This window comes from Aeromicrobium sp., assembly GCF_036676885.1.
Taxonomy (GTDB): Bacteria; Actinomycetota; Actinomycetes; order Propionibacteriales; family Nocardioidaceae; genus Aeromicrobium.
The window spans coordinates 1-11,268 of the sequence record NZ_JAKFCB010000252.1 but is presented as its reverse complement, the minus strand read 5'-3'; the positions used below and the strand labels follow the sequence as shown (position 1 = coordinate 11,268).

Genomic DNA, 11,268 nt, shown 5'->3' with positions numbered 1-11,268 from the left:
GTTCGAATCTCGTTGTCCGCTCGGAAGCGGGTCTCCATACCCATCCAGCGGTGGGTTGGCCGAGAGGCGAGGCAACGGACTGCAAATCCGTTTACACGGGTTCAAATCCCGTACCCACCTCGAGCACAGCAGCACAACAACTGAATTTTGCACGGGCGATTGGCGCAGTCTGGTAGCGCGCTTCCCTGACACGGAAGAGGTCACAGGTTCAAGTCCTGTATCGCCCACCACGCCTGAAAACCCCCGGGAAACCGGGGGTTTTCGCGTTCCCCGGGCGCTCACCCACTCGGTCACACCGGCGGGGCGGCCTCGGCGGGCACGAGGTCCGGCCGCGGCCGTACGAACGTCGTCGCGCGCCGCCACCGGCCATGCTCGAACGCCGAGTCAGCCGAGACCTCGACCACGAGCGATGGTTCGACCCTCGTGATGGACACGCGCCCCTTGCCGTGGTGGCCGAGCCGACCCGCCGACACCTCGTCCGGCCATGGGTGACCCGGCCCTGCCGGGGCGAGCAACGACCGCACGGCCTTCTGCTGCTGGAAGCTCAGCGCGCCGGTACTGCCGACGACATCCAGCTCGCCGTCGCGATAGAGCCCCAGGACCAGGCAACCGGGAGCGGACACCGGTCCGGTGACGGCCCCGACGACGACGTCCACGGTGTCGCGGATCCGGAGCTTGAGCCAGTCGCGCCTGCCTGAGACGTACGGCGAGTCGAGGCCCTTCATGACCAGCCCCTCGATGCCGACCCAGCCTGCGGCGTAGTCACGCAACCACTGCTCGGCGTCCTGCTTCTCGTACGTCTGGGGCGTCAGCTCCATGGGCGGCGCACTCCCCTGGAGCAGCAGCTCCAGTGCCGCCCGGCGCCGACTCAGGGGCCACGAGCGGACGTCCGCGCCGCTGACCGCGAGCACGTCGAATGCCACGAAGCTCGCCGGCTTGCGGGCGAGACGCTGGCGAGACACCAGGCGCCGTTGCAGCTCGGCGAAGTCGAACGCGCCGTCTCCCCAGACGACGAGCTCGCCGTCGACGACGACGCCGTCGGGCAGCTGCTCGGCAGCGGCCGAGGCGATGTCCGGGAACGCGTCGGTGATGTCGTGGCCGCGCCGCGACTGCACACGGCAGCGGCCTTCAACGACGAAGAGCAGGGCTCGGTAGCCGTCGAACTTGGGCTCATACGCGACACCGCCCGGCCACCCTCCGGGGTCGGGCAGCGTCTGGACAGCCCGGGCCAGCATGGGCTCCTGCCCAAAGCTCAGCATCGCGACTCCGCGCTCCTTGCTCTCCCTCGGCCATCACGTACCCGACACCCCGAGCCACAAACGAGGGCGGCCGGGACCCTCCTCGCTCACCCCAGAGGGGGTTGCGGAGCCTTGGGGCCGGTGGCCGGTGCGCCCTCCTGGACCGGGTCCGGTGGGTCGCCCTGACCGGCGTCCGCCTCGGGAGCCGTCCGCGTGTACGGGTCGGCAGGCGGGTGCGTTGGCTTCGGATCTTCGCCAGGGCCGGGAGCCGGATCGAGGTCGGGATCTCCCGGCCTGGAGCTCGGGTCGGCCGGTGGGATGGGTGATTCAGTCATGGCACGTGGTCCTCTCGTCACCGTCCTTGACTGGGTACCCAGCGACAAGCCGCCGAACCGTCCATGACCTGCGGATATGTGAGCGCAACCAGTCTTGAACCCGGTCGGAACCGGACCTACCATCGGGACAGAATTTCTCTGTGATGTGACGATTATGGGGAGGTTGGGCCATGGCACGGCGACGCAAGAGCTTCGAGTACGAATCGCCGATTCCGGACGAAGAACTCGCACTGCGCATGAACTCGACAGCGGGCCGCAAGCTCGAGGAGCGTCTCGAGTCGGTCGGCTGGACCGACGAGCGACATCCGCCCGGTCGCAAGGCTGACGAAGCCTGATCCGTACGCCTGTGAGCCGCGGGGCGTCAGGGCTCCGTGTGACCGAGCTCGGGGGCTGACACGAACGACACCTCGTACCCGGCAGCGGCATGCAGCTCGAACATCACGAGCTCGTTGCCGGTCTCGCGCAGCACCGGGCCCGGGACATACAGCGTGCGTTGCGGGCCGCGTGACCAGTAGCGGCCGAGACAGAAACCGTTGATCCAGGCGACGCCCTTGCCCCACGTCGCGGTGTCGAGGTAGAGGTCACCCGAGCCGGGATGATCGAAGGACGCGCCGGCGAACACCGGGCCGGCGATGACGGAGGGCTCTCCGCTCGACTCGAGAGCTCGCGCGATGGGCTCGATGTCGGCGAGGTCCATCGGAAGAACCCACCAGGATCGCAACGGCTCACCGTTGATGCTCGCCTCACCGATGAGCCCCTTGGCCTCACCGATCCGCGGGCCGTAGTCGACCCGGCCCTGGTCCTCGACCAGGAGGTCGAGCGTTCCCTTCGCGGCCGCGGGCAGAGAGATCGAGGTGTCGTGATGGTCGCGGGCGAGCACGCCGAGGCTGTCCTGGTTCAGGAAGAGCTGGGCGCGGTCACGCACCTCGTCGATGTGCAGCACCGCCGCGCCCGTGACGTCGATCGTGGTGCTGTACATCGCGAAGCCCTCGTAGTGCCCCACCGAGTCCAGCGTGGGCAGGCCGTCGTGCTGCGTCCAGGTGCCGAGGACGTCGAGCACGTCCCACAGTGGCAGGGTCCTGCGGATCGGCGCGACGAACGTCGGTGGCGCCGGTGCCGGTTGCGGCTTCTCGTCGCCGACCGGCGCGTGCTTGGCGATCACGTCTCGGAGCGCCCAGTACTTCTCCGTGGGGTTGCCCGCCTCGTCGAGTGGCGCGTCGTAGTCGTAGCTCGTGACGATCGGCAGGTACGTGCCCTTGTCGTTGGCGCCGTTGGTGAACCCGAAGTTCGTGCCGCCGTGGAACATGTAGATGTTGACCGAGGCGCCGCGTTCGAGCAGCTCGTCGAGGCTGCGGGCGGTGTCCTCCACCGACGTGAGGTGGTGATGGCTCCCCCAGTCGTCGAACCAGCCGTCCCAGAACTCCGAGCACATGAGCGGGCCCGTCGGCTGGTGCCGGCGCAGGGTGTCGAGGCGCTCGGGCGAGCGGGAGCCGAACGAGGCTGTCCGGTGCAGCTCGGGCAGGCCGCCGTTCTCGAGCATGTCGTCGACGGGCTGGTCGACCGAGGTCAGCGGCACCGTGATCCCGATCCTCCGGTTGATCGCGACGAGCTTGCGGAGGTACGTCTTGTCGGCCCCGTATGCGCCGTACTCGTTCTCGACCTGCACCAGGATGATCGGGCCGCCGCGATCGATCTGACGTGGCACGAGGACGGGCGCGAGCTGTTGGAGGTAGCGGTCCACCGCCGCCAGGTAGCGGGGCTCGTCCTGCCGCACCCCGGTCGAGCTGTCGGTGAACAGCCAGGCGGGCAACCCGCCATTGCTCCACTCCGCGCAGATGTAGGGTCCCGGCCGGACGATGGCGTACATGCCCTCCGCGGCGACGGCGTCGAGGAATGCCCCGAGGTCGAGGTTGCCCGAGAGCTCGAACTCGCCTTCCCGGGCTGCGTGCGCATTCCACGCGACGTACGTCTCGATCGTGTTGAGCCCCATCTGACGGGCCTTGCGGATCCGGTCCGCCCACTGATCGGGATGGACGCGGAAGTAGTGGATCGAGCCGGACAGGATGCGGAACGGCTCGCCGCGCAGCAGGAAGTCGTGCTCGCCGATCGCGAATGTCATGCCGGTTCCTTCGTGGGGTGAGAGCAGTGTGTGCAGTGCGCCGGGCTGTGAGGGCCTCTGATCGAGAGGCCCTCACAGCCCAGCCGTACGACGGTCAGTTGACGGTGAAGCCTTGCTGGTCCCCGTAGGTGACCGACTTCTTCTGCCAGTCCGCCAGGCCTTGCTCGAGGGGTGTCTTCGAGACGTACGCCTTGCCGACCGTGTCGTTGAAGATGCTGTTGGCATAGACCTGGAACGGCAGGTAGGACCACCCCTTGACGACGTCCTCGGCCGAGGCCGCGAGCACCTTGTTGACCTCCTGGTCACCGAAGTACGGGAACTTCTTGTTCACGAAGTCCGGCGAGCTGATCTCCTTGGTCGTTGCCGGGAACGCCCCGGCGTCGACGCGGGTCTGGACGCCCTTGCCGGCCGTGGCGTAGTCCATGAACGCGTACGCCAGTGCCTTGTTCTTGCTGGCCTCCGGGATGGCCAGCGAGCTTCCGCCGTTCTCGGAGCTGGCGTGCGCGCCGGATTCCCACTGCGGCATCGGCGCGACGCGCCATTTGCCCGCACCCGATGCCACGCCGGACTCGAGGTTGGCGGGCATCCAGGCGCCGATCGTCAGCGTGGCGATCGTGCCGTTGGCGAGGCCTTTGTACCACTCGTCGCTCCACGACTGGACGGGTGCGACCAGGTCCTCGTCGAGCAGCGTCTGCCACGTGCCGGCGAAGCGCTTGGAGCCCTCATCGGCGAGGTCGATCGTGACCTTCTCGCCGTCGACCTTGAACGGCTGGCCTCCGGCCTGCCAGATCATGCTCGTGGTGAAGCCCGCGTCGCCCGAGTCGTTCGCGATGTACGCCTTGGGGTCGGCCTTGTGGATCTTGCGGGCTGCCGCAACGTACTCGTCCCAGGTGGTCGGGACGGCGATGTCGTACTTGTCGAAGACGTCCTTGTTGTAGAACAGCGCCATCGGGCCCGAGTCCATCGGCAGGCCGTAGATGCCTCCGGCCTGCTGGACGGATGCCCACGGGCCGGGCGTGAACGTCTTGTCGAGGCTGCTGGCCCCGAACGCGCTGACATCGGCGACCGACTTGGCGAGCGAGAACTGCGGCAGTGCGTAGTACTCGAGCTGGGCGACGTCGGGCACGCCCGAACCGGCCTTGATCGCGTTCTGCAGCGCGGTGTACTGGTCGTTGCCGGTTCCGGCGTTGACGAGCTTGATCTTGACGTTGGTGTGCTCGGCCTCGAAGTCCTTGACGACCTGCTCCAGCGTGGGCTCCCAGGCCCAGACGGTGATCGTCCCGCCCTTCTCGAGTGCCGCCTTGACATCGTCCGCTCCCCCGGACGCGCTCGGCTTGTCGCCGTCGGAGCCGCCGCAGGCCGCAAGAGCGAGCGCCGCGACGACGGAGACGGCGACTGCGCGAAGCAGTCTCCGATGCTTGATGATCATGTGTTTCCTCTCGTTGGTTCGAAACTCAGGTGGCCAGCCGACGCTGACCTCATTCCTTGACGCTTCCTGCCGACAGCCCGGACTGCCAGAAGCGCTGCAGAAGAAGGAAGGCCGCGATGAGCGGCAGGATCGTCAGGAGCGATCCGGTGATGACCAGGTTGAAGATGACGTCGCCGCCTGCGGTCATGGCCTGGGAGTTCCAGGAGTTGAGGCCCACCGTCAGCGGGTACCAGTCGGGGTCCTTGAGCATCACGAGCGGCAGGAAGTAGTTGTTCCAGGTCGCCACCATCGAGAACAGCAGCACCGTGACGATCCCCGGTGCCAGCAGCGGCAGGGCCACCTGGACGAACGTGCGCAGCTCGGAGGCGCCGTCCATCTTCGCGGCCTCCATCAGCTCGGTGGGGATCGCGTCTGTCGCGAACGTCCACATCAGGTAGAGCCCGAACGGGGAGATCAGCGACGGGATGATGACCGACCACGGCGTGTTGGTCAGCCCCATCTCGCTGAACATCAAGAAGGTGGGGACGGCCAGGGCGGTGCCCGGCACGGCGACCGCGCCGATGACGACGGCGAACACGCTCTTCTTGCCGGGGAAGTCGAACTTGGCGAGGGCGTACCCACCCATGACCGCCAGGACCGTGGCACCGCCTGCTCCGACGACGACGTAGAGCACCGTGTTGCCGAGCCACCGCAGGAAGATGCCGTCGTCGTACGTCAGGGTGTCCGTGATGTTCGAGAACAGCGAGAAGTCGTCGCCGAACCACAGGCCGAACGACGACAGCAGGTCGTCCTGCGACTTGGTGGAGTTGATCACGAGCCAGGCCAGTGGCACCAGGCTGTAGAGCATGACGAGGCCGGTCAAGGCCGTCAGCAGCGGACTGCGGCGAGGCCTGGCGAACGAGTGCTTCGAGCGTGCGCGCTGTGCTGGGCGCAGGGCCGTGGTCGTCGCCATGTCAGAGGGCCTTTCGCATGCCGCGGAGCTGGACGACGTACGCCACGGCCATCGTCAGCAGGCCCATGATGATCGCGATCGTCGCCGAGTAGTTGTACTGCTGGCCGGAGAACGACAGCGAGTACGCATAGAAGTTGGGCGTGTACTGCGTGCTGATGGCGTTGGGGGCGACGTTCTGCAGGATGTTGGGCTCGTTGAAGAGCTGGAAGCTGCCGATGATCGAGAAGATCGTCGCGATCACCAGGGCTCCCCTGATGGCGGGCAGCTTGATCGCCCGGATGATGCGGACCTCGCTCGCGCCGTCGATCGCGGCCGCCTCGTAGAGCGACACCGGGATGACCCGCAGGGCGGCGTAGAAGATCAGCATGTTGTAGCCGACGAACTCCCACGTGACGATGTTGCCGATCGATGCCAGGACCCAGGTCGGGCTGAGCGGGTCGGGCAACGAGATGCCGAAGAAGTCGTTGATGCTGCCGACGAGGCCGAACTGGCTGCCGTACATGAAGCCCCACATCAGCGTCGCGACGACCGCCGGCACGGCGTACGGGAGGAAGATCGAGATGCGGAACAGCGACGCCCCGTAGAGGCGTCCGCCGTCGATCGCGAGGGCGGCCAGCAGGGCCAGGAAGAGCATGATCGGGACCTGGACGACGAGGAACAGCGACACCCGCCAGATCGAGTCATAGAACGCCGCATCGGTCAGCGCCTGCTTGTAGTTGTCGAGGCCGACGAAGCTGTTGCCACCGATCAGCTTGTCCTGGAAGACGCTCAGGTAGATCGAGTACGCGATCGGGGCGAGGAACACGAGGGCGAACACCAGGGCGAACGGCGCGAGGAATCCCCAGCCGGCCCAGGATCGACGGTAGTGACCAGAGGACGCCGCCGGCTTCTCGGCCGGCGCGACCACTGCCCCCGTGGCAACCATCAGATCCGGTCCTCTCCTGGCCGTGTGGGCCTGTCGCGCTTCACATCAGACGGGAAACCGCCTATGTTTACGTAAACATCGTTGTGACGCGCGTTACGTTACACCCCTAGGAAGGAACGTCAAGACCCGTGAGCGAGTTGGAACCTGTCTCGAACGGCGCACCCCGGCAACGGCGTGTGTCGATGGCGGACGTCGCAAAGCTGGCCGGCGTCTCGTCGCAGACGGTGTCCCGCGTGTCCAACGGCCACCCCGGCGTCATTCCCGCCACCCGCGAGGTGGTGCAGGCCGCGATGCGCGAGCTGGGCTACCGGCCCAACAGCGCGGCACGAGCCCTGAAGTGGGGCAGCTTCCGCACGATCGGCGTCATCCTCTTCTCGCTCGCCAATGTCGGCAACAGCAAGACCCTGGAGGGCATCGCCGCCGAGGCAACCGCTCGCGGCTACGGCATCACGTTGATCCCCGTGGCCATGCCCACCGAGGCCGCGGTCATCGGGGCGTTCGGTCGCCTCGAGGAGCTCGCCGTCGACGCGGTCATCGTGATCATGGAGATCCATCTGCTCGACGCCGCGACCGTGGGGCTGCCGCCCGGCGCGCCCGTCGTGGTCGTCGACTCGAATGCCGGCGACCGCTATCCGGTCGTGGACACCGACCAGTCCACCGGTGGACGGCTGGCCGTGGAGCACCTGCTCTCGCTCGGCCACGAGACCGTGTGGCACGTCGCCGGTCCCGAGGAGTCGTTCGCGAGCGAGCGACGCCTCGCCGCGTGGCGGGAGACCCTCGCGGCAGCGGGCAAGGACGTACCCCGGGTCCTGCGCGGGGACTGGTCCGCCGAGAGTGGCTATGCGGCCGGTCAGCAGCTCCTGGCCGAGGAGTCCGTGACAGCGGTGTTCGTCGCGAACGACCAGATGGCGCTCGGGCTGATGAACGCCCTCCACGAAGGGGGCCGGCGCGTCCCGGAGGACGTGTCGGTCGTCGGGTTCGACGACCTGCCGGACTCCGCTGCGTACCTCCCGCCGTTGACGACGATCCACCAGGACTTCGCCGAGGTCGGCCGACTGTGCGTCGATGGCGCGCTCGACCAGGTCGAGAACGGTGCCAGCCAGCCCGGGGTGACCCTCGTACCGACCCGGCTGGTCGTCCGCAAGAGCACCGCGGCACCTCCGAAGCGCTAGGCCGCCGGACTGGAACCGGAGCGGTTTCCAAGACAATCAGGGGTTATTGCGCCTAACGTTCGGCGTATGGCCATCGAGGAACCCGTGCAGCGCGAAGAACACCTGCTGCTCGACCAGCTGAGCTCGCGGCTGGACTCCTTGCGGTTCTTCCGCGAGAGCGACGAGGCAGAGGCCATGGCGACGCTGGAGGCTTTCGGGAGCAGCGGCAAGGTCGAGGACCAGATGCTGCGCGAGCTCAGCAGCCGCAAGCCGCTGCGCCACTCCGCCCGCTTCGACGAGGCGCATCGCGGCGCCATGCGGGCGCTCGAGGTGTTCGACCGCAATGGCGCCAAGCCGCCGTCGGCCCTCAAGGTGCCCAAGCTCATCAAGCCGATCGCCGACCGCATCGTGCAGCTGCTCATCATCGCGATCGTCCGCAGCCACCAGAAGCGCCTCGTCAAGGACCTCCGCCAGCTGTACGCCCTGCGGGAGGCCAACAGCCCGGTCGGCTCCGACGACTATCAGCTGCTGGCAACCGCACGCATCCAGGTCGACGCGATCATGAACGACCTCAACAAGTCGTCGCTCCCCCTGCCGGCGTTCCTCGTCGGTGGTGCGGCGATCTCCGGCCTTCTGTCGGTGATCAAGAACAGCCTCACCGGCGACCAGTGGGCGCAGTACACGTTCGCGGCGGCGTTCTTCGTCATCGGCCTGGGCATGTTCTGGTGCATCCTCCGCGCCGCCGGCATCGCCCGCAGTCGTACGCGCATCGCCCTCGACGCGTCGTTCAAGGCGCTGTGGGAGGTCATCGGCGACGCCGGAAACCCACCACGGGACCACGCCAGGCTGTTCGCGACGGTCGCCTCGATCCTGCTGGTGCTCGTGTGGATCATCGTCCCGGCGATCGTGGCCTGGGCCGCGATCAACCCCCTCGACCAGCTCTGAGGCCGGGCACTCTCAGGCAGGTTCGGGTTCGGGCGGCACCTGTGGGTGGCGGTGTCCCAACCAACCCATCTCCTCGAGGCCTTCCTCGACGGCGGCGTTGATCGCCGCGCCGATCAGGACCGCGATCGACAGGACGTACAACCACAGCAGGACGGCGATGGGTGCGGCCAGCGGGCCGTAGATCGAGGTGCCGCCGGTGGAGAACCCGAGCGCCCACCGGACGAAGTAGCTGCCGAAGATCCACAGCAAGAGCGTGAACACCGCGCCGGGCAGGCCGTGTCGCCATCGCTTCCGCACCGGCACGGCCAGGTGATAGAGCGTCGTGAGGAAGCCCACGGACAGCAGCAGCACCGCCGGCCAATAGACGTATCGCAGGAACGCCCAGCGATCCGACAGGATGTCGGCGGCCACCTGCGGGCCGGCCAGCACGAGCGGCACCAGGACGATCCCGACGAGCAGCGCGACGATGTAGAGCGCGAACGACAGCGCGCGCGTCTGGACGATCCCGCGATGGCCGCCGAGTCCGTAGATGATCGAGATCGTGTCGATGAAGACGTTGAGCGCCCGCGACCCCGACCACAGCGCGAGGACGAAGCCGACCGAGATCACGTCGATGCGACCGCCGCCGAGCACGTCGTCGAGCGTCGGGGTGATGACCTTGTCGACAGTGTCCGGGGTCAGCGCCTGTGAGGCGAGGTCGATGACCCGGTCCTTGAGCACCTCGACCTTGGCGACCTCGAAGCGTTCGGCGATGAATCCGATCGTGCCGGCCAGACCGAACACGAGCGGCGGGAGCGACAGGATCGCGAAGAATGCCGCCTCGGCAGCGAGCCCGGTCACGCGATAGCGGAAGCAGCTGCTGACCGTGCGCGCGACGACCTTCTTGCCCGCTTCGGCGATCGCCGGTCGGTCTACCGGTTCGACCGCCATGGCTCTACCGTAGCGACATGGATCCCCTGCAGCGCGCACCTTCGAATCAGGCGACCCCGCTGGTCGGATACAACATCGCAACCGCAGACCGCGCGCTGATCGACGGAGTGGCAGCATTCGGAGGCGACCACAGCGCCGAGATCGTCGACGCATTGACGCCGCTGGGCAGCCTGGCCGGATCCGCCGAGGCGCGCGAGCACTGGCACCTCGCCAACGAGAACGAGCCGGTGCTGCGTACGGCCGACCGCTACGGCAACCGCATCGACGAGATCGAGTTCCACCCGTCGTGGCACTGGCTGATGACGCAGGGCGTCGGCTTCGGCCTGACCGCCGAGCCCTGGGTCTCGCAGAGCCCGGTCGCGCACCTCAAGCGCGCCGCCGGCTTCTTCGCGTGGGGCCAGACCGAGCAGGGCCACATGTGCCCGATCACCATGACGTACGCCGTCGTGCCCGCCCTGCGCGCCGACGACGCCCTCGCGAAGCAGTGGACGACCGGGCTCGCGTCCAGGACGTACGACTTCGGGCTCCGCCCGCCCGAGCAGAAGGCCGGGCTGCTCGCCGGCATGGGCATGACCGAGAAGCAGGGCGGCTCGGACCTGCGCACCAACACGACGATCGCCCGGCCGACCGAGACGCACGGTGAGTACCTCATCACGGGCCACAAGTGGTTCACCTCGGCGCCGATGAACGACGTCTTCCTCGTCCTCGCCCAGGCGTCCGAAGGCATGACGTGCTTCGTGGTGCCCCGCGTACGCCCCGACGGCAGCCGCAACGCGCTGTCGATCGTGCGGCTCAAGGACAAGCTCGGCAACCGGTCCAACGCCTCGAGCGAGCTGGAGTTCGACGACGCGCACGCCGTGCGTCTCGGCGACGAGGGCCGCGGCATCCGCACGATCATCGAGATGGTCTCCGCAACCCGGATGGACTGCATCCTCGGTTCGGCCGGCATCATGCGCAAGGCGCTCGCCGAGGCCGCCTGGCACACGTCGCAGCGCTCGGCTTTCGGCGCGACGCTGGCCGACCAGCCCGCGATGATCAATGTGCTCGCCGACCTCGCGGTCGAGACCGAGGCCGCCACGCTGGTCGCCCTCCGGCTGGCCTCCGCGGTCGACCACCTCAATGACCCGCACGAGCAGGCGCTGCGCCGGATCGGGCTGGCGCTCGAGAAGTTCTGGGTCTGCAAGCGCACGCCGTTCATGGTGGCCGAGGCGCTCGAGTGCCTGGGTGGCAACGGCTATGTCGAG

At 67.7% G+C, this 11,268-nt stretch carries 10 protein-coding genes and 2 tRNA genes; 6 read left to right on the top strand and 6 right to left on the bottom strand.

The features are described 5' to 3' along the window. Positions 1 to 49 precede the first annotated feature (49 nt). Both V6M46_RS11275 and V6M46_RS11270 read left to right on the top strand, forming a co-directional pair. A tRNA-Cys gene (locus tag V6M46_RS11275) sits at positions 50 to 120 on the top strand. Between the two features lie 33 nt (positions 121 to 153). Next, a tRNA-Val gene (locus tag V6M46_RS11270) sits at positions 154 to 230 on the top strand. A 60-nt stretch (positions 231 to 290) separates the two neighbouring features. On the opposite strand, the gene V6M46_RS11265 is transcribed toward V6M46_RS11270, so the two are convergent. Further along, complete coding sequence (locus tag V6M46_RS11265) at positions 291 to 1,259, bottom strand: ATP-dependent DNA ligase (RefSeq protein WP_332664938.1); 969 nt, start codon at positions 1,257 to 1,259, stop codon at positions 291 to 293. A gap of 484 nt (positions 1,260 to 1,743) precedes the next feature. Here V6M46_RS11265 and V6M46_RS11260 point away from each other — a divergent pair, with 484 nt between their 5' ends. Then, a complete protein-coding gene (locus V6M46_RS11260) occupies positions 1,744 to 1,908 on the top strand; it encodes a hypothetical protein (protein ID WP_332664935.1) in 165 nt (54 codons plus the stop codon). Between the two features lie 26 nt (positions 1,909 to 1,934). Here V6M46_RS11260 and V6M46_RS11255 read toward each other — a convergent pair whose 3' ends face one another. The 4 genes from V6M46_RS11255 to V6M46_RS11240 all read right to left on the bottom strand — a co-directional run bounded on the left by V6M46_RS11255 (position 1,935) and on the right by V6M46_RS11240 (position 6,998). Beyond that, complete coding sequence (locus tag V6M46_RS11255; protein ID WP_332664933.1) at positions 1,935 to 3,692, bottom strand: glycoside hydrolase family 35 protein; 1,758 nt, start codon at positions 3,690 to 3,692, stop codon at positions 1,935 to 1,937. Positions 3,693 to 3,786: 94 nt separating this feature from the next. Continuing rightward, positions 3,787 to 5,121, bottom strand: coding sequence for an ABC transporter substrate-binding protein (locus V6M46_RS11250; protein ID WP_332664930.1), 1,335 nt, complete (start codon positions 5,119 to 5,121; stop codon positions 3,787 to 3,789). A 49-nt stretch (positions 5,122 to 5,170) separates the two neighbouring features. Continuing rightward, on the bottom strand, positions 5,171 to 6,073 hold the full coding sequence (locus V6M46_RS11245; RefSeq protein WP_332664928.1) for a carbohydrate ABC transporter permease: 903 nt from the start codon (positions 6,071 to 6,073) through the stop codon (positions 5,171 to 5,173). Position 6,074: 1 nt separating this feature from the next. After that, positions 6,075 to 6,998, bottom strand: a complete 924-nt coding sequence (locus V6M46_RS11240; protein WP_332664923.1) for a carbohydrate ABC transporter permease — start codon at positions 6,996 to 6,998, stop codon at positions 6,075 to 6,077. A 182-nt stretch (positions 6,999 to 7,180) separates the two neighbouring features. Between V6M46_RS11240 and V6M46_RS11235 the strand changes: the two genes are divergently transcribed. Further along, positions 7,181 to 8,170, top strand: coding sequence for a LacI family DNA-binding transcriptional regulator (locus V6M46_RS11235; protein WP_332664921.1), 990 nt, complete (start codon positions 7,181 to 7,183; stop codon positions 8,168 to 8,170). A gap of 66 nt (positions 8,171 to 8,236) precedes the next feature. After that, positions 8,237 to 9,094 (top strand): hypothetical protein, encoded by an 858-nt coding sequence (locus V6M46_RS11230; RefSeq protein ID WP_332664920.1) that lies wholly within the window; start codon positions 8,237 to 8,239, stop codon positions 9,092 to 9,094. 12 nt (positions 9,095 to 9,106) lie between these two features. On the opposite strand, the gene V6M46_RS11225 is transcribed toward V6M46_RS11230, so the two are convergent. Continuing rightward, on the bottom strand, positions 9,107 to 10,024 hold the full coding sequence (locus tag V6M46_RS11225; RefSeq protein ID WP_332664918.1) for a YihY/virulence factor BrkB family protein: 918 nt from the start codon (positions 10,022 to 10,024) through the stop codon (positions 9,107 to 9,109). A 17-nt stretch (positions 10,025 to 10,041) separates the two neighbouring features. Between V6M46_RS11225 and V6M46_RS11220 the strand changes: the two genes are divergently transcribed. Next, the coding region (locus V6M46_RS11220) for an acyl-CoA dehydrogenase family protein (RefSeq protein ID WP_332664917.1) at positions 10,042 to 11,268 on the top strand (1,227 nt) is incomplete at its 3' end.

Bases quoted from the DNA above. Each gene is read 5' to 3' on its own strand.
- V6M46_RS11260 (WP_332664935.1), top strand. From the start codon at position 1,744: ATGGCACGGCGACGCAAGAGCTTCGAGTACGAATCGCCGATTCCGGAC.
- V6M46_RS11265 (WP_332664938.1), bottom strand. From the start codon at position 1,259: ATGCTGAGCTTTGGGCAGGAGCCCATGCTGGCCCGGGCTGTCCAGACG.
- V6M46_RS11245 (WP_332664928.1), bottom strand. From the start codon at position 6,073: ATGGCGACGACCACGGCCCTGCGCCCAGCACAGCGCGCACGCTCGAAG.
- V6M46_RS11225 (WP_332664918.1), bottom strand. From the start codon at position 10,024: ATGGCGGTCGAACCGGTAGACCGACCGGCGATCGCCGAAGCGGGCAAG.
- V6M46_RS11250 (WP_332664930.1), bottom strand. From the start codon at position 5,121: ATGATCATCAAGCATCGGAGACTGCTTCGCGCAGTCGCCGTCTCCGTC.
- V6M46_RS11230 (WP_332664920.1), top strand. From the start codon at position 8,237: ATGGCCATCGAGGAACCCGTGCAGCGCGAAGAACACCTGCTGCTCGAC.
- V6M46_RS11240 (WP_332664923.1), bottom strand. From the start codon at position 6,998: ATGGTTGCCACGGGGGCAGTGGTCGCGCCGGCCGAGAAGCCGGCGGCG.
- V6M46_RS11255 (WP_332664933.1), bottom strand. From the start codon at position 3,692: ATGACATTCGCGATCGGCGAGCACGACTTCCTGCTGCGCGGCGAGCCG.
- V6M46_RS11235 (WP_332664921.1), top strand. From the start codon at position 7,181: ATGGCGGACGTCGCAAAGCTGGCCGGCGTCTCGTCGCAGACGGTGTCC.